We start from the raw sequence: 18,418 nt of genomic DNA on the forward strand, positions 1-18,418 counted from the left end.
AGTGGTTTAAATAAACAGCGCTTTTACACATGCAACTAAATCTACCAACTATACGCTATAATCTGCCGACTAAGGACGACCAACTATCGACTATAGTCTGTGGTCTGTGGACTATTTCTTCAATAAACCCAGTTCTATCAAACGTTCTGTTAAAAACTCACCGGCTGTAGTATCGGGGTAAGCTTTGGGGTTTTCGGCGTCGATGCAACCATCCAGGCAAGTAAGGTCCATTTCGGGGCGTGGGTGCATGAAAAACGGAATTGAATAGCGGGAGGTATGCATGAGTTCGCGCGGCGGATTGACTACCCGATGAATGGTAGATTTTAATTTGTTATTGGTGTGCCGCGACAGCATATCGCCAACATTTACCACAATTTGCTCGGGCAAAGCCGTAATCGGAATCCATTTGCCGTCGCGCCGCAACACTTGTAACCCATCGGCGCTGGCACCCATTAATAAAGTAATTAAGTTAATATCGCCGTGTTCGGCGGCCCGTACGGCATCGGCCGGCACGCTGTCCGGATTTTCAATTGGGAAATAATGGATGGCCCGTAAAATGCTGTTGCCGTGGTGTACGCGGGCATCAAAGTAATCTTCGCTTAAGCCCAGGTACAATGCAATGGCGCGCAGCATGTGGGTTCCGGCTTGTTCTAAGGCACGGTAAGCGACCAAAGTCATTTCTTTAAATTCCGGTACTTCGTCGGGCCAGATGTTAGCCGGATAATTTTCGGCTTCTAATTCGGCGGCCGGTAAATCCTGGCCCACGTGGTAAAATTCTTTTAAATCGCCGGTGTTGCGGCCTTTGGCGTGTTCTTTCCCTTTGCCCACATAGCCACGCTGGCCTGCTAAAGTGGGGTTTTCGTATTTTTGTTTTACATCGTCGGGCAAGCTGAAAAACTTTTGCACCGCCGCGTATAATTGTTTCGAAAGCTCCTCGCTTAAGCCATGGTTACGGATAGCCACAAAGCCAATACTTTGAAATGCCTCCCCCAGGTCCTGTACAAATTGCTGTTTACGCTCCGGGCTACCGGAAGTAAAATCAGCTAAGTCTAACGACGGAATCTTATCAACTAATTTCTCGGTTATAGTATCCATATTTTATAATCTGTAAAAGATAAAAATTTAAAAAATTGGCCGAACTCATCTGGGTAAACTCTCCTGGTAATAGCCCGCCAACTGTTAGCAAAAATACGCAATAAAACTCTTTCGGTAAACGCTATTGGTAAATCTACTTTACTAATGGCGGAAGTTTTTATTGCAGTGCCGTTGCCTGAATTTTAAAAAATCAGAACTTCTATTAGGCTTAAAAACAAAATAGCTTTTAGCAAGGATAGTTAGGTATCTTTACTAAAAGCTATTTCTAAAATTTTTAAAAATAATTATTTCTGCAGGGCAGCAACGTAGTTTTTCTCGGCGTTGGCCCAGTTAATTACGTTCCAGAAAGCCGCGATGTAATCGGGCCGGCGGTTTTGGTATTTTAAATAATAGGCGTGTTCCCACACATCCAAACCAATTACGGGCTTGCCTTTTTTCTCGGCAACATCCATTAAAGGGTTATCTTGGTTAGGGGTAGAAGTAACAGCCAGCTTACCCGAAGGCTCCACAATTAACCAGGCCCAGCCCGAACCAAAGCGGGTAGTAGCCGCCTGGTTAAAGGTTTCCTTAAATTTATCCATGCCGCCTAAATCGCTTTGGATGGCAGCCGCCAGTTTGCCGGTTGGTTTACCACCTTGCGCCGATAAGATATTCCAGAAGAAAGTATGGTTCCAGTGGCCGCCGCCGTTATTGCGTACCGCTACCGGGTGTTTGCTGATATCTTTTAAAATATCTTCCAGTTTCATGTTGGCCAAGGCAGTGCCCGTTACCGCTTTATTTAAATTAGTAACATAGGCCTGGTGGTGCTTGGTATAATGGATTTCCATGGTTTGCTTATCGATGTGCGGCTCCAGCGCATTAAACTCGTAAGGCAACTTAGGAAGCGTAAAAGTATCGGCTACGGGCTTAGCCAGTAAGTTTAAGGGCTTTACCAACCCTGCTATTCCGAGCAGTGCCGCCGATTTAAGAAAAGTTCTTTTATCCATAACAGGTTTATTTTAATTTAATGAGTACAAAACGATGAACCACGGGCAAAAGTATAAACTTTAACGGGAGGTTGTTTGCCTTAAGCCCCCCGGAGTTTTAGAAAATGCAAGCTTACGCCACTTGTTAAACTACCCTGATTACGTACTTCCGTTAGCCAGGTTAATAAACGGAAAGTAAGAAAAAAGGAAACTTATTTTAAAATAAATTAAATTTTATCTAAGCTGTTTCGCATTTAATTAGTTTTTGGCAAGCTCCCGGCTGGTGATAATAACACCATCAGCCAGGAGTTTTTTACTTTATAATAAATGGCGCAACAGCTTAAATTTTAAAAACAGAAGACCTGATTGGCTATTGTTATTGTAACGTTTCTAAAGTACCGGTAAAATAAAATTCTGGGCTTTCCAGGCTTTTTATCTGGCCCAAAGTGCCTTCGGTAGGGTCCCGGAAATAATCCAGGGTAAAGCTTTCGGTATTTAAATGGTTTAAGATAGGGGCCATATCCGGCGCAATGGCCTGCCCGTTGCCATTGGGTGCTTGCGCAGTAAATTTATAAACACCAGCGGCCGTTTTAGTGTACGTATAAGGATAAATCGCAAAGTATTGAACATTATTCTGGTATATCACCACGTATAATTGCATGGACCGGCTTTGCGGATTAAATAAAAATAACATATAGTCCAGCTGTAACCCATAGTTACCGTTTAGCAAAGCGGCGGCAATCTGTTGCTGGGCACTGGTAAAATCCGGCGACCAGCCAGGCAATGCTTGCGGCGGCACGGCTACCGTATTAAAAGTAGCTCCCACAAAGTTATGCAAAGGAATAATGGCGGTTGGTGATGATTGCACCACTACCCGGGTGCCATTAATGTCGGCGTAATATACTTGCTGCTCGCTGTCCCATAAAAGTTCGGTAATAGCGGTGTTGTTTAAAACCAAAGGCGGGTCGAATAGTAAGCCGCGGAGGGTATACGTAAACGTGGTAGAAATTATTTGCACATTGCCGTTCTCCAGCGAAACCAACGAGAAGGTTCGGTTGGTGGGGTTAATATCTACTTGCAGTTTGTTGCCATTGGCAGCTGGCAGAAAAAGAAAAGGATTGGCTTTGGAGTAAGCCGTAGTTTCGTCGATAATGGTTTTAAGTTTGCCCGCCGTATACGCGTTAAATTCTTCCTGGGTGGCTTGTACCAGTAGCATTTTGCTTTGCTGCATATTGCCGGTTAAGCGAATAGTTGCGGCATTTACCGAGTCGAGGGTAAACTCAAAATCCGAAAACATGCCTTGGCCCACCGTACCTTCCTGCCCGTTTAAATTAAATAACACCTCCGGATCAGGGTCGGCCAGAAGATGCAGGGGCGAGTAAGTATCAAAAATTAAGGCGGGTTGTTGCATGGCTTTTAAGCGGTAAGAACTTTCGGTAGGTGCGCCCGCCGAACTGGAGCTTACGTCCGCTGACATACTTACCCGGTCGTTTTCGCTAAATTTTAAAAAAAAGCTGTATTTGCGGTTTTCGCCGGTAGTAAGCGTAGCTTTCCAGCCGTAAGGCGCTCCCGTTAACTGGGTTTTATAATCAGCCAGGGCTTTGGCTAAGCGCTCATCCGGACGTTGGCCGGGAGCTGGGTCGTTTTCGTCTTTCTGGCAGGCCGATAGCAGGGTAAGCAGCAATAAGCCCAAAAGGTATATTTTCTTCATGTAGATGTAGCAGTTACCGCACCGGGGCGCGGTAAAGTGATTTAATATTTATAAAGAATTAATCGCATTTTCGGCATTGGCCTGTAAGGTATAAAAATCGATATTCCAGGCTTCTTTAAAATAACGCACGATTATTTGCTCTTTTTGCCGTAAAGCCGCTTGCGCCGTAGTATTCGGGATTGTTTTGCTAGGGTCAGCCGGATCACGTACCACAATACCATTAACCAGGGTATTAAAATTAGTACGGCCTTCTATCAGCATAATCGAAATCATTTCCACGAAATCATCATCCGGGTTACTGCGGGCGTATTCGGTAATGAACCCCCGGGAGCGCGCATCGGCTAAACTAAAATCGTTCCAGCTGGCTGTGTAGCTGGTCGTAATCCGTTTAAATTCTTCGGGGTACAAAATGTTCTGGTGCAGAATATGGCCAAACTCATGATGAATGGTATGGAGCATTTCTTTTACCACGGGCTTGTTGGTCTTTTCAAAATAATTAATCAAGTACAATACTATCTTGCGACCACCTTCAGCGGTACCCAGGGTTATGGTGCCGTTGGTATTATACTCGGGGCTACCTACCAGCACAAATTGTTTGGGCGATAACCGTTTTATAAAGTTAGGGCCGGCTGCTTGCTCGTAAGGAGTAATCCAGGTTTTTTTAATGGTTTCCATTACCGGGGTAATTTTATCTTCCTGGGGCGGTACCAACGTTTTATTCAGGGCAAGCTCGTAGCGGTCGAAGCGATATTTTACTTCAATGTTATAAGGCGTTACAAAGTTGTCGAGCAGCCAGCTGTCCAGGGGGCCTTTGGTCCAGGTTTCCCCGCCTAATCCGGTTAGTACCGTATCCGGATCATCATCTTCGGAGCAGGCCGATAAAAAGGGGAGAGCGAAGAAAAATAGAAAAATTTTAAAAAAATGCGTTTTCATACTATCTCGTTAATAAGTATTTTTTCTTTAGCGGGGATTTCGTTCTACGCCGGCCAGGGTAACTTCCTGGGGCAATTGGAGCAACCGGCGCGGATCTTCCGGACTTAGCTGGAATGGCTGCCTATCGATAGTATAATGCGTTACCGGAATCCGGTGTCTTAAAATATCGAACCAGCGCATTCCTTGCTGCACAAACTCGGCGGCTTTAAAATCCAGAATGGTATAGAGCATGCCTAGCCGTACGTTAGAACCCGTGCCGTAATAATTGGCAAGTTTAGCATTGCTGATATTGTGCGTGCTCCGGTTATAATCTGCAATGCGGGTACTGGCGTATAAATTTAAATCGGCGCGGGTAGCTTCTACGTTACCCAAAAACAGATTTGCTTCGGCACGATTAAATAATACTTCTTCGGCGGTAAACAACGGGAAAATAGTGTATGGCACCCCCGTAGTGGCATTTAAATCGGTACGGACAAAATGCTCCCGGAATTTAAGAATCAGCCAGTTATCGGCGCCTTGCGTGTACAAGGGGTAAACCCAGGTATCGCCGGTTACATTGGGTTGCCGGAATAATTGGTTAACCAGGTTAGTAGATAACCCGTAACGGTACCGCGCATTGTTCCGGGCCCAGTTAGATGGGGTTTCTACTAATAGCAGATTGGCATTTTCGGTGGCTTGCGTGTATATAGCCAGCCCCTCGTTAGCGGTTAAATTACTGTAAACATTTACCCAGGGCCGCAAATTATCGCCAATATTCCCGCCCGGAAATACCTGGTTGGCATGCTCAACTACTTTCTGGTAATCTTGTTTAAATAAGTAAAAACGGGTGGCAAAGGCGTGAGCGGCGGCGGTGTTAAAGTGGTATTTGGGAACCCGGTAAGCGGTATTAACTATTAAGGGTAAGCCTTCGGTTAAGTCTTTTTCTATTTGCTCGTACACGTAGGCTACGGTTTTGCGCTCGTACTTGCCCAAAACTACTTTTTCCGGAGCCGTTACGTACGGAATACCGGGGTCTGAAGCTGCCGTGGCCGGATCGTAAACTTTGGAATAAAGGGTTACTAACATAAAATGGGCATAAGCCCGGGCCACTAAGGCTTCACCTTTTTGAGCGCTGTAATCATTCGGGTTGGGGGCGTTGGCAATGGTTTCCAGGGCGTGGTTGGCCGCCGCAATAGCGGCGTAGCTAGCATTCCAGTAGTTATCAGCAGAACCTTGCGCCTTGCTCTCCACATCACGGAAAAAGTAAGGGTCGCGGTTAACATCTTCCGTTACAACAGAATTAATGCCTTTATCTTCCGCCAGGTCCGACATGGCTTCTGTAAAAGTAGCGTAATCGGCCTGGGGGTAAGCCGTCACCAATAATTCACTTACTTTTTCTACGGTATTTAATTGCGTACGCTGGTCTACAGCCTGTTCCAGGTAATCATCCTGGCAAGCCGAAAGCGCCACCATACTTCCTATTAAGGTATATTTAAATATATTCTTCATTTTAAATTTTTAAAAATTGGCGCGTTGTCCGTAAATCATTCCTGCTGCGTTTAAAAGAGGAGATTTTTTAAAAAATTAATTTATCAACTTTTTAAATTTCCAATCTTTCAACTAATCAAAACCCGGCTTTCAGCGATAAAGTAAACTGGCGCGGAATAGGAGTAGCTACTCCGCCGGCGCCAAAGAATTCCGGATCCTGGCCATTTAATTTTTTATCGGCGTAAATCAGCCAGATATTGTTGGCTACCAAACTCAGCGAAACCATATTAAATCCAATGCCACTTAAACGGGCTGCCGGTAAGTTATAAGTAAGAGTGGCTTGTTTCAGGCGTACAAAATCGCCATCGGCTACGCGGGCAGTAGAGTAGTTGTAATTGTTATAAGGGTAACCCGTTAACTGCGATTCTTCGATGCGATCTAAAATAGATGGAATCGTGGTTGTATTCTCGTCGCCGGGCAAAGTCCAGCGGTTTAAGAACTCCTTGGGCATCGCATCCAAATCCGTATAGCTCGATTTAAAGGCGGGGTTCAGGCGGATTACATTGCCGGCGCTGTACGTAACCAAAGCAGATAAAGAGAAATTTTTATAGCGGAACGAATTAAACCAGCCACCCGTAACAATCGGATCGACGGAGCCTTCGTACTTTAAGTGCTGTATTTTGTCGCTTTGCAGGTATACGTCGCCACTTTTTTCGCCGTCTTCGTTGATAAAGACAGGGGAGCCATTTTGCGGGTCGAGGCCCTGAAAATCGATGGAAAACAAGCCCCTATACGGATAACCTTGCAGTGCGCCCCCATTCGGGCCCACCAACGACCAAATATCCGGGTCGTTTCTTAACTCCGTAATTTTGCCTTTGTTGTAAGCCCCGGTAAGCTGCGTCCGGAAACCATAATCTTTTTCGTTTATAAGGTTGCTGCTCAAAGTTAATTCCAAGCCTTTAGATTCCATATCGGCGTAGTTGGCTACTTTATATTCTTCGCCGCCAATGCCCGAAGTCCGGATGCTGCCAATCAGGTCAAACCCATTGCGTTTATAAGCATCTATGGTTAATGACAACTTCTCGTTAAACAAGCCAATGTCCATCCCCACATTGGTTTCGTATTGCTTTTCCCAGGTAAGTTCGGAGTTTTCGAGGTACTGAATGCCAATCGCCGATTCTACTTCGGATAAATAAGGCCGCCGGGTACTGATATTATTTAAAACTAAGCTGGAGTTGGTGGCATTACCCATGCTGGCGGTTAGGCCGTAGGTAGCACGCAAGGTTAAACGGTTAACTTTATCTAAGAAAGACTGCATAAAAGGCTCGGTATCTACATTCCAGGAGCCGCTCACGTTCCAGGTAGGCAGCCAGCGGGCGGTGCGCGCCTGGCCCAGCAAATTAGAACCATCGTAACGCACGGTGCCATTTAAGTTGTATTTGCCCCGGAATGAGTAAGCACCATTGGCCATAAAGGCCAGAAAACGCTCGTACCGCATGGTCATGCCGTAGTAATTAAAATTACCTTCTATATTTTGTTTAATTAAGCGGTAATCTACGTAGGGTACGCCGCCTTTATCGTACTGGTAGCCATAGCCGTTAAAAGTTTTATTCTGCCGGTCGGTGTAGCGCAACTCCTGTGAGGTAAACAGCCGCACCGTATGGATTTCGTTAAAAGTTTTGTCCCACTCTAACTGGTTCCGGAAGTTGTAATTAACCAGGTTATCGTCGTTGGTGTTGTAAAAGCCACCGTACGGTAAAACCACCACCGGTTCTGCTTCGGGGTTATCCGGGTCGCGGTACAAAAATTTATTTCGGCCCCGAATAGTAGCATCACCGGCTGCGCGGTAAGCGTTGGCCATATTGGAGTTTTCGCGCACTTTATGTTCCTGGCCGGTTCTGGCGTAGCGCAAAGCCCCTAAAAAGCTGTATTTCAAATTAGGCAGGATTTTATAAGAAAATTCGCCTTGCAGCTTTAAGTCCAGTAAAGAAATATCGAGGGTATTATTTTCGAGCTCGTCCAGGATATTAAAAGGGGCAAAGTTGCGGCGGAAATACTCCCGGTTGCCATTAGCATCGTAGGCCCGCAGCGTACGGCTGGTGTTCAGGGCGTAGCTGTACGGATTAATATCAAAATCGCGGTCAAACTGGCCGCTTACCGGGTTGCTCACCCGGCCAATAGTGCCCGGTGCCTGTTGGTCGCGGATAGAGCCTTGCGTGATTAAGCCAAACGAAATCTTATCCGACACATTAAAATTTGCCCGCACGTTACCGGTAAAACGTTTTACCTGGTCGGCTACGGTCCAGCCGTTGTCTTGTAAATAACTGGTAGATATATAAAACTGCGATTTTTCGGTACCCGAAGATACGCTTAAGGAATGCTCCTGCATAAACGAATTGCGGAACAAAATATCAAACCAATCGGTATTGGCGCGGGCATAGGGCTCTAAGAAAGCAGCTCTCGCCTCCGGCGTATTTTGTAAACCAAACTGGCCCGTTGCCGGATCGAACCGGTTTATTTCGTCGTACATTTTAGTAAATACGCCCCCATCTTGCCGCCGCGAAGCGTCCGAATGGTTTAGCCAGCCTTTGCGCTCCAGCTCCGTGTACACCGACATTTGATCGGCGGAGTTCATAATGTTAAAATTATTGTAGGTGGGCTTTAAGTAAGTAGTAAAATTGCCGGTATACGACACAATGGGTTTGCCAATTTTTCCTTTTTTGGTGGTAATAACAATTACGCCGTTCATGGCGCGGGCGCCGTACAAAGCCGTAGCCGAGGCATCTTTTAAAATCTGAAAACTTTCAATGTCGTTGGGGTTAAGGCCCGCTACCGAAGAACCCACCAACGTAGACGGGTCGCCGGTAGATAATTGCTCGTTCGACACGTTTACGATATCTTCCAAGGGAATGCCATCTACTACCCACAGCGGTTTGTTTTCGCCAGTAATAGATGTAGCGCCTCGTACGCGTATTTTAGGTGCAGCACCAAAGGTACCCGACACGTTCTGCACCGATACCCCGGCTACCCGGCCTTCCAGCATGCGGCTCACGTCGTTTACGCCTTCACGCTTCGAGTCATCGGCTTTGAGCAAGGCCGCTGAGCCGGTAAATAGCTTGCGATCGATGGTTTGGTAACCCGTAACTACTACCTCGTTTAAGGTACTAATATCTTCGACTAAGGTAACGTTAAAGGTGCTTTTGCCCGCAACCGGTATTTCCTGGCTTTTATAACCAACCATCGAAAATACCAGCACCGCAGCGTTGTCTTTCACTGTTAATCTAAAATCGCCGTTGGCATCGGTAGTGGTGCCGTTGTTGGTACCGCGTTCTACTACGGTTATACCGGCGCCGTTTTCGGTACCTTGCGCGCTTTGTACTTTTACGGTACCACTAACCGGAACTTCCCAAACCGTTTCTATTCGTTCGCGGGATGCCGCTGCGGCTGGTAAAGTTGAATAACTTAAAGCACTTAGAATGAATAAAAAAGAAAGTCGTCGTGCCTTTTTTGAGTAATTATTTTGATGCATATAAACCAATTTTGGTAAACAAAAAGTAGTGGTTTCTCTTCAGTTCCTAATAGCGTCTTTACAAATTATAATTTACAGAATTAAAGTAGATTTCTAAGCATGCCGGTACGCTATATTTTGGGCTAATAAACGCCGCGTAAAGCAGAGAAGCAAAATATAGTAAAAAGGGGAGAAGACGTATAATCAAACCGGAATAATTATAGAATACTTACTAAATACGCGTAGTGAGTTTAAATATTGTAGAAAATTAAGAACACAAACAGCTTTTTTCTTGAGGTACGCTAAAATTAAATATGGCGGTTTTCCGGTGAAGCAGAAATTTAAAAATTAATCTTTACGGCTCTATTATAAATGCTTAATTACATGTGTGGGCTACAGGTAAACTTTACTTAAATTTTCGTTTAGATATTTAGAAAATTTCTGAATCATTTGTAAAAATAGCATTGCTTTGAGATTATTTCGCCAAGGTACTAAATCAAATAACCGCGTAAAGCGCCGTAAAAAACAAGAACTGCAACAGAAAAACAAAAGGCGCTAAAGTGTTATTTTTTAAAAAATCTGATTTCTGAAAGTACCCTTGCAGTAATAATGCTACCCCAAACCAACCCGTAAAATTAGATACAGGGATTTCGCCGGATTGCCACGACCAGAAATCCAGTGCCACCGCAACGGGTTCGATAAAATAATCCAGGGCAACCATTAAGAAAGCGGCCAATATAGACCTAAGCCACCACGGAAGTTGGGGTAAATAATTTACTAAATGGCCCGAAGTATAAACCAACATCAACCAGTTTAAACCAATAATAACCGGCACCCGAAATAGCTGCCAGCCCAACGATGCGCCGTACGAATAATGCCCGAAAAGCAAAGCCGTATGAATGCCAATAACTTCGGCAAAAAAGCCCACCAGAAATACCACCAGGGCAAATAGCCCAAACGGCCGGGAATAATCGCGGTGAAAAAAGAATAAAATAGAATTGGTGAGCAGCAGATTAAATGGTACTAATTTTAAAAAATAAGATTGGTAGGCACTGTAAATTAAACCGTAAAAACCAACGGCATAAAATATCAGGAGAATAACAATGGCCAATATTTCTTTTTTATGGGTTGGAGTAGTCGCGTTCAAGTGCTGGTCTAAATTTTTAAAATTTTAAAATTTTGGGAGAAGCTAATTCGATAGACCTGATATCCAGGATTCTATTTTAAATACATGGCTGTTCTATTATGGATGTAAAAAAAATCTACTATCTAATAGCTAAATACTTTTGTTTCTTTATGTACCGGGTTGGGGCACCAAGCTGCTCACAATCTTCGCCGACAATAAACTCAACGGAATGCCGCCGCCCGGATGCACGCTGCCCCCGCAGAAAAACAATCCTTTTACTTTACTTGAAAAATTGGGGTGCCGCAGAAAGGCGGCTAACCGGTTATTAGAGCTGCTACCATATAAAGCACCCGCAAACGAAGACGTGTCGGCTTCGATGCCCACCGGGTCCCAGGCTTGCTCGCAGGTAATGTAGGCGTTTAAGTCGGTGTGCAGCGCTTGGCTTAGTTTCCGGATAACTGTTTCACGTGTAACCTCAACTAAATCAACCCAATTCTGGCCGCTGTTGTGCGGCACGTTTACCATTACAAACCAGTTCTCGCTGGCTTCCGGTGCGTCTTCCGGCGAAAATTTAGACGTAATATTCACGTAAACCGTAGGGTCGGGGCTAATGGTTTTGTGCTGAAAGATATGCTCGAACTCCTTTTTATAATCTTTACTAAAAAATATATTGTGCAGGTGCAACTCCGGAAACTCGCGGTTAATGCCCCAGTAAAAAATTAAAGCTGAGCTGGAACGCGGTTGCTGTAAGGTTTTTTCGGGTGCTTTTAACTGCGGCAACAACTTCCGGTAAGTGGGTACTACGTCCATGTTACTCACTACCACCTCGGCAGGCACTATGGCTTGTTGGGCGGTGCGTACGCCAATTACCTGGTTGCTTTGGATTAAAATTTCTTCTACTTTTTCGTGGTACCTAAAAACTACACCCAACTCCGTAGCCAGTTTTACTAAACTCTGCGCAATGGCGTAAATGCCGCCTTCAGGGTAAAAAGCGCCTAAATTATGCTCCAGGTGCGGAATTAAATTAAGCGTAGCCGGCGCCTGGTAGGGATCGGAGCCGTTGTAGGTAGCAAAACGGTCGAGGAGTTGCACCAAACGTTTATCTTTAAACTGTTTGGCATTGGCAGCGTGCATGGTGGTGGTTAAACCCAATTCCGGCAAAACCGGAATGGTTTTTAAAACATCCGCGCTGAAATAAGTAGATAGTTGGTGTAACGATTTATGCAGAAACGTATCGGCCGTGGCATCGTACATCCGGGCACTTTTGGCCAGGTAAGCTGTTACTTTTTCCTTCGGAATTTTAAATTTTTGCTCTACTTCCCGGGCAAACTTTTCGGGTTCGCGGTAAGCGGTTAAACGGGTACCATCGGCAAAGAAATACTGCGTAATAATATCTAAGCGCTGATAACGAAAATAGTCCTGCGGGTTGCGACCAGCTAAAGTAAATAGCTCATCTACCAGGTGGGGCATGGTAAACAACGAAGGCCCTTTATCGAAGCGGTAACCATTCAGGGTAAACTGAGTCATTTTGCCCCCAAAGGTAGCGTTGGCTTCCAGCACCGTTACGGCGTATCCTTGCACAGCCAGCCGAATGCTTGCCGCAATGCCGCCAATACCAGCCCCAATAACTACCGCCTGATTCATGTGTTTTCCGGTGATCTAGTTTTACACTCCCGACATTTAACTCTTTCTACCCCGAAATGTTTTCGCTAGTTTTTAGCCTCTATCCGGATATTGCGAGTAAATTAGCTACGTAAAAAGTAAAAACCACAATCAATGACTTTTTCTGAATTTAAAACTTCACTGGCCCAAAATACTCCACCCACCCAACTAAGCCCGGAACTCCAAGCTTTGTGGTACGACGGCAAAGGCGACTGGCACCAATCGCACGAAATAGCCCAGGAAAAAAACACGCCTAATTACTGCTGGATTCACGCGTATTTGCACCGCAAAGAAGGCGATCAATGGAACGCCAACTACTGGTATCAACGCGCCGGTCGTAAAATGCCCAAAGCTACCTTGGAGCAAGAATGGGAGAGTATCGTGCAGGAGTTATTACAAGCTTAATCACCGGAGAATTTACAAGATGTGCTTCCATCAGCTAAATTTTTAAATTTAACTGATGGAAGCACATCTTGCTATGTGTAGAGTGCTCTAACTGGCGCAAGTCTTAGGGGAGCGGGGTTTGTGCCTTACAAACAAAGGCCAATGTCCGGACTGGCGAAACTTTACAGTTGGTGGGTACGCGCTTATGCCCCAGCTTTAGAAATTTTTAAAAAATACGATTTCCAGTCCGAACCAACTGAAGCAATCCGCTTTTTAAATCCGCATTATCTTATCCGTCAGTCGGCAGGCTGAGCTATGTTCTTGGTGCATCAGTAACGTTGCGCTTCATACTGGCGCTGGTTGGGTGTGCGGGTCTGAATTCCCACCTTTTTTCTGCTGCCTGATAAAAGGCCAGAATATGCTTTTAAATAGGTCTAATCTTACCGGAAAGCCTTGGTTTTTAGACTGTTTGACCTGTTACAAAACTGAACAAAAAGTTGTATCAAAAGCGGACGCTTTTCTCCGGAATCACCTGATTGTGGTGGGCAACTCGCTGTAAGTCATATTGTTGTAAATGTGGCATTTTTCTTATGAAAACTATAACCGAAAGAGGCACCCTGGAGGTTATGCTGGTAAATTGGGATAACAGCCTTTACGGGTACTGCCAAACAAGAGTGGCCATTCTAAAAATCAATTAGAGCAATATGTTAAAAAATTATCTAAAAATCGCGTTACGCAATTTGTTGCGCCACAAAGGATATTCCTTTATTAACATTGCCGGTTTAGCGGTGGGTATTGCCTGTTGCACGTTTATTTTATTGTTTGTGCAAGACGAGCTTTCTTTCGAGAAAATTCACAACAAAGCCGAAAACATCTACCGGCTCACGATTACTGTGGATAATAGCGGTACCATCGAAAAAGCCGCTATAACTTCGCCTGCCATTGCGCCGCAACTCAAACAAGACTACCCGGAAGTAAAGCAATTTGTCCGTTTCCTGAGTACCGGTAATCAGGCTCTGATTCGCTACAACGATAAGGCGCTGTACGAAACCAATGGCTATTTTGTAGATTCTACGGTGTTTCAAATATTCGATTATCCCTTAATTGCCGGTAACCCCAGAACTGCTTTAAACGAACCCAACTCCATTGTACTGAGCCAGGAACTTGCCAAAAAGTATTTCGGTGCCGAAGACCCGATGGGTAAAATTATAGAACTGGAAACCCAATCGGCTAACACTTTAAAAGTAACCGGTATTCTGGCCGAAATACCTCGTACTACCCAGGTGCGTCCGGATTTTCTGGTGCCTATACGTTTGGTAGGCAGCGGCTTTTTAAGCCAATGGTACGCTTATGGGTTTGCCTCTTATATTCTGGTAAACGATCATTTTAATGCCGCTGCTTTTGAACAAAAATTGCCCGCTTTTACTAAAAAATACCAACCCAACCAACCCGGTAATCCGCCCCCACCATCGCTGCACATTCAGCCTTTATTGGATGTACACTTAAATGCGGAGTACGGGGGGCAAATAGCCCCGGTAAGCGATATAAAGAATGTGTATTTGTTCTCGGCATTAGCGCTGTTTATTATTTTACTGGCCTGCATTAACTTCATGAACCTGGCTACGGCTCGTTCGCAGAACCGCTCCAAAGAAGTAGGCGTGCGGAAAGTAGTGGGCGCTACCAGAGGGCAATTAATCCGGCAGTTTTTAAGCGAATCGCTGATTATTTCGGGTTTTGCGCTGGTGTTAGCCATTGCGATGGTGTACCTGGCGATACCTTTATTTAATCAGTTATCCGGCAAATTTATTACGATCAATTTCTGCGCAAACGGCGGTTTATGGCTGGGTTTAATTGGCCTAACATTTTTCGCCGGTATAGTAGCTGGTTTATACCCAGCCTTTTACTTGTCGGGGTTCCGGCCGGTGCAGGTTTTAAAAGGTAGGTTTGGGGGTAATACCAACGGTGCTTCTTTGCGCAAAGGGTTGGTAGTGTTGCAGTTTGCTATTTCTATTGCCATGATTGTGGGTACGGCGGTGGTATATAACCAAATGCAGTACGTGCAGAACAAGCGTCTGGGTTTTGACCAGGAGCAGATGCTGGTAGTGAACATACCGGGCAACCTGGATTTAAAAAAATCCCGGGTTTTGAAAGAAGATTTGCTGCAATTACCAGATGTAAAACAAGCCACGCTTACCGGTTCTATTCCCGCCGACGATAATTGGTGGCGTACCCCCATGCGTCCCATTGGTAAAGGCAATTCCGAAGAAAATTCGATTATCGGGTTTGTATTACCGGCCGACTTTGATTTTGCAAAAACGTTTAATTTAGAATTAAAAGCGGGCCGTTTTCTGGATAAAAGTTTTGCTACCGACACCGCCCGGGCTATTATGCTCAACGAAGCGGCTGTAGCAGGCTTTGGCTGGCAAAAACCCGAAGACGCTCTGGGGCAGCGGGTTAGTTATGGCGGTCAGGATTCTATTGGCAGCGTGGTAGTGGGTGTACTCAAAAATTTTAATTTTCAGTCGTTGCACCAAAAGGTAGAGCCTTTGATATTTAATGCCAGCTCTAATCGCGCTACGTTTCTGGTGGTAAAAGTACAAAGCGCCGATTTGCCCGGTACGCTGGCCAAACTGGAGCAAAAATGGAACACTTTCGATCCAAAACATCCCTTTGATTTTACATTTATGAACGAGCGCTTGCAAAGCCAGTACCAGGCCGAACTGCGCTTGGGCCGTATCTTCGCGGTGTTTGCCGGTTTGGCTATTTTTATTGCTTGTTTAGGTTTGTTTGGCTTAGCTTCTTTTACTACCGAGCAGCGCACCAAAGAAATTGGTATCCGAAAAGTTTTAGGTGCTTCGGTGAGCAATATTATGGTAATGCTATCCCGTGATTTCGTGAAACTGGTATTGCTGGCTAACCTGATAGCCTGGCCGGTAGCCTGGTACGGCATGAGCCAGTGGCTACAAGATTTTGAGTACCGCACTGATATTTCGTGGTGGATTTTTGGTACTGCGGCCGGTGCCGCCTTAGCAATTGCTTTGGCTACCATCAGCGTGCATTCATTAAAAGCGGCAGTATCTAACCCGGTGAAAGCGTTGCGCAGCGAGTAAAAAGATTTTTATCTAAAAAAATGCAATCCTTATGTTCCGCAACTATCTTAAGACTTCCATTCGGAACCTGATCCGCCACAAAGGATTCTCCTTTATCAATATTGCCGGTTTAACTCTTGGCCTAACAGCTTGTTTACTAATTGGTTTATTCGTGTGGGATGAAAATCAGTTTGATAAATTTATTCCTGCCGGCGACCGGGTGTACCGGATTTACTACCAAGTTACGGGTAAGGAAGGAACCAACTATATTGCTACTACCCCGCCCACGTTTACTACGATTTTACAACAATTCCCGGAAGTAGAACAAACTTTACGAATTCTGAATAGTCCATCCAAAACCCTCTTTGAAGTTGGCGATAAACACCTATACGAAGAAGAAGGTATTTTTGCAGAACCAAGTTTTTTTGATTTTTTCCCGCTTACCCTTCTGTATGGTTCTGCCGCTAAGGCGTTAGAATCCCCTACATCTATTGTTATTTCCCAGTCCTTGGCTCAAAAATATTTTAAGGGGCAAAACCCGTTGGGTAAAGAAATAAAAATAGAGAAAACGCTTTTTCAGGTAACGGGGGTTTTTCAAACAAGCCCTAAATTTCATTTATCCATTAATTATATATTGCCTTTAACTGCCGGTGTTTCCGAAGCGGATTTGCAAACCTGGGAGGTGTATAGTTATAATAATTATATAAAACTCAAAAAAGAGACAAATGTAGCTTCACTGGAAACCAAATTTCAGAAACACACGCAACCGTTTATAAAAGACGCGCATTTAACCTACCTGCCCCAATTTCAACCTTTGCAGGCTATCCATTTGTATTCCTCTTCCTTTCAGTACGATATGGCTCAAAGAGGAAATAGCACTTACGTAAAGGCACTAACTATTATTGCTATTTTCATTTTGCTTATTGCTTGCTTTAATTTTGTTAACCTGGCTACTGCTAAATCGTTGCGGCGGGCAAAAGAAGTGGGAATACGTAAAACCATTGGCGCTAGCCGCTGGCAGTTGATAAGTCAGTTTATTGGCGAAGCGCTACTGCTTAGTTTTATTAGCCTTATTATCTCCGGCTTTTTTACTTTTTTAGCCTTGCCCTGGCTCAACGATTTCACCCATAAGCAGATTTCGTTTAATCTTTTTGCTAATCCGGTAATTCTGCTCTTTTTATTGTGTTTAACCTTGGTAGTAGGTATTCTGGCGGGCTTTTACCCGGCTTTGGTTTTAGCTGGTTTTCAGCCGGTAAAGGTTTTAAAAGGCGTAGCCGTGCCGGCTGGTATGCCGGGCAAAATTCCCTGGTTGCGGCACGGATTGGTAGTAGTTCAGTTTGCCTTATCGGTTTTGTTAATAATCAGTGCCATTGTAGTTATCAACCAGGTAAACTACCTCCACCAGAAAGACCTTGGTTTTAACAAAGAAGAAATTATGTTCTTCCCGATGCGGGGCGATAACCTGACCAAAAACTATGAAGCCTTTAAGCAGGAGTTACAACAAGTACCCGGCGTATCGGCGGTTGCCATTGGTTATGGTTTCCCGGGCGATATGTTTGGTGATGGCATGATTACGGTGCAGCGCAACGGAGAACAGCAGTCGTTGAAAGCAACGCAGCTAATGGTAGATTATGATTACCTAAAAACCTTAGGATTGCAATTAATTGCTGGCCGGAATTTTTCTAAAAAATTTAAAACCGATAAGGATGCCTACATTCTCAACGAAACGGCCATTGCTCAATTAGGCTTTAAAACTCCTGAGCAAGCCTTAGGGCACACCGTTGAATGGCCTACCTGGCGAAATCCCGAACTTATCAAGAAAGGCCAGATTATAGGCGTAGTTAAAGATTTTCATTATAAAAGCTTATACGAGAAAGTAGAACCGGCTGCCTTACAGATTTACCCGGAAGCTTACTGGAAAGTAGCTGTAAAAATAAAAACGAGTGCTATCGGAACCACGGTGAGCCAAATAGAAGCAGTGTGGAATCGGTTTTCTCCGGATTACCCGATAGAATACAACTTTCTGGATCAAAGTTTTACCACCATGTACAAGGCAGAAGATAACCTGAAATCGCTGCTTTGGATTTTTACCTCGGTTACCATTTTTGTGGCTTGCCTGGGTTTGTTTGGTTTAGCCACTTACGCCGCCGAACGCCGCCGGAAAGAAATTGGTATCCGGAAGGTACTGGGTGCCAGTATGAACGAAATCACTTTTCTGCTATCGAAAGACTTTATTAAACTGGTATTAATTGCCTTCCTTATCGCGTCTCCGGTAGCCTGGTATTTTATGAACCAGTGGTTACAGGATTTTGCCTACCGGATTACAATAAGCTGGTGGATATTTGCCATTGCCGGGTTAACGGCAGTTTGTATTGCTCTGCTTACCGTGAGTTTCCAGGCGATAAAAGCCGCAGTAGCTAATCCGGTGAAAGCTTTACGAACGGAATAATATAAAAACGATCTGGCAATAAAAATAAA

The 18,418-nt window shown here is 44.7% G+C and carries 11 protein-coding genes; 3 read left to right on the plus strand and 8 right to left on the minus strand.

Annotated features, from left to right (window positions below):
• Positions 1-111 precede the first annotated feature (111 nt).
• The 8 genes from HUW51_RS08620 to crtD form a co-directional block, all read right to left on the minus strand.
• Positions 112-1,086 carry an isopenicillin N synthase family dioxygenase gene (locus HUW51_RS08620; protein WP_185274470.1) on the minus strand — a complete coding sequence of 325 codons (975 nt, stop codon included), beginning with the start codon at positions 1,084-1,086 and terminating at the stop codon, positions 112-114.
• Positions 1,087-1,379: 293 nt separating this feature from the next.
• A complete protein-coding gene (locus tag HUW51_RS08625) occupies positions 1,380-2,081 on the minus strand; it encodes a superoxide dismutase (protein WP_185273568.1) in 702 nt (233 codons plus the stop codon).
• 355 nt (positions 2,082-2,436) lie between these two features.
• Positions 2,437-3,771, minus strand: a complete 1,335-nt coding sequence (locus HUW51_RS08630; RefSeq protein ID WP_185273569.1) for a DUF4302 domain-containing protein — start codon at positions 3,769-3,771, stop codon at positions 2,437-2,439.
• A gap of 48 nt (positions 3,772-3,819) precedes the next feature.
• Positions 3,820-4,704, minus strand: coding sequence for a zinc-binding metallopeptidase (locus HUW51_RS08635; protein WP_185273570.1), 885 nt, complete (start codon positions 4,702-4,704; stop codon positions 3,820-3,822).
• A gap of 27 nt (positions 4,705-4,731) precedes the next feature.
• Positions 4,732-6,192 (minus strand): RagB/SusD family nutrient uptake outer membrane protein, encoded by a 1,461-nt coding sequence (locus HUW51_RS08640; protein ID WP_185273571.1) that lies wholly within the window; start codon positions 6,190-6,192, stop codon positions 4,732-4,734.
• A 115-nt stretch (positions 6,193-6,307) separates the two neighbouring features.
• On the minus strand, positions 6,308-9,700 hold the full coding sequence (locus HUW51_RS08645; protein ID WP_185273572.1) for a SusC/RagA family TonB-linked outer membrane protein: 3,393 nt from the start codon (positions 9,698-9,700) through the stop codon (positions 6,308-6,310).
• 475 nt (positions 9,701-10,175) lie between these two features.
• Positions 10,176-10,826: a carotenoid biosynthesis protein gene (locus HUW51_RS08650; protein ID WP_228466974.1), complete on the minus strand. Its 651-nt coding sequence runs from the start codon at positions 10,824-10,826 to the stop codon at positions 10,176-10,178.
• A gap of 147 nt (positions 10,827-10,973) precedes the next feature.
• Entirely contained in the window at positions 10,974-12,449 is a 1,476-nt protein-coding gene (gene crtD / locus HUW51_RS08655) for a 1-hydroxycarotenoid 3,4-desaturase CrtD (protein ID WP_185273573.1), read from the minus strand.
• A 132-nt stretch (positions 12,450-12,581) separates the two neighbouring features.
• Here crtD and HUW51_RS08660 point away from each other — a divergent pair, with 132 nt between their 5' ends.
• From HUW51_RS08660 to HUW51_RS08670, 3 genes are all read left to right on the plus strand, one after another.
• A complete protein-coding gene (locus tag HUW51_RS08660) occupies positions 12,582-12,872 on the plus strand; it encodes a hypothetical protein (RefSeq protein WP_185273574.1) in 291 nt (96 codons plus the stop codon).
• Positions 12,873-13,555: 683 nt separating this feature from the next.
• Complete coding sequence (locus HUW51_RS08665; RefSeq protein ID WP_185273575.1) at positions 13,556-15,961, plus strand: ABC transporter permease; 2,406 nt, start codon at positions 13,556-13,558, stop codon at positions 15,959-15,961.
• 31 nt (positions 15,962-15,992) lie between these two features.
• On the plus strand, positions 15,993-18,389 hold the full coding sequence (locus HUW51_RS08670) for an ABC transporter permease (protein ID WP_185273576.1): 2,397 nt from the start codon (positions 15,993-15,995) through the stop codon (positions 18,387-18,389).
• The last annotated feature ends 29 nt before the right edge of the window (positions 18,390-18,418 follow it).

This window comes from Adhaeribacter swui, from assembly GCF_014217805.1.
GTDB lineage: Bacteria > Bacteroidota > Bacteroidia > Cytophagales > Hymenobacteraceae > Adhaeribacter > Adhaeribacter swui.

What these genes read in the sequence shown, in the direction of transcription:
- crtD (WP_185273573.1), bottom strand. Translation starts at nt 12,449, where the DNA reads ATGAATCAGGCGGTAGTTATTGGGGCTGGTATTGGCGGCATTGCGGCA.
- HUW51_RS08670 (WP_185273576.1), top strand. Translation starts at nt 15,993, where the DNA reads ATGTTCCGCAACTATCTTAAGACTTCCATTCGGAACCTGATCCGCCAC.
- HUW51_RS08635 (WP_185273570.1), bottom strand. Translation starts at nt 4,704, where the DNA reads ATGAAAACGCATTTTTTTAAAATTTTTCTATTTTTCTTCGCTCTCCCC.
- HUW51_RS08660 (WP_185273574.1), top strand. Translation starts at nt 12,582, where the DNA reads ATGACTTTTTCTGAATTTAAAACTTCACTGGCCCAAAATACTCCACCC.
- HUW51_RS08645 (WP_185273572.1), bottom strand. Translation starts at nt 9,700, where the DNA reads ATGCATCAAAATAATTACTCAAAAAAGGCACGACGACTTTCTTTTTTA.
- HUW51_RS08665 (WP_185273575.1), top strand. Translation starts at nt 13,556, where the DNA reads ATGTTAAAAAATTATCTAAAAATCGCGTTACGCAATTTGTTGCGCCAC.
- HUW51_RS08640 (WP_185273571.1), bottom strand. Translation starts at nt 6,192, where the DNA reads ATGAAGAATATATTTAAATATACCTTAATAGGAAGTATGGTGGCGCTT.
- HUW51_RS08625 (WP_185273568.1), bottom strand. Translation starts at nt 2,081, where the DNA reads ATGGATAAAAGAACTTTTCTTAAATCGGCGGCACTGCTCGGAATAGCA.
- HUW51_RS08630 (WP_185273569.1), bottom strand. Translation starts at nt 3,771, where the DNA reads ATGAAGAAAATATACCTTTTGGGCTTATTGCTGCTTACCCTGCTATCG.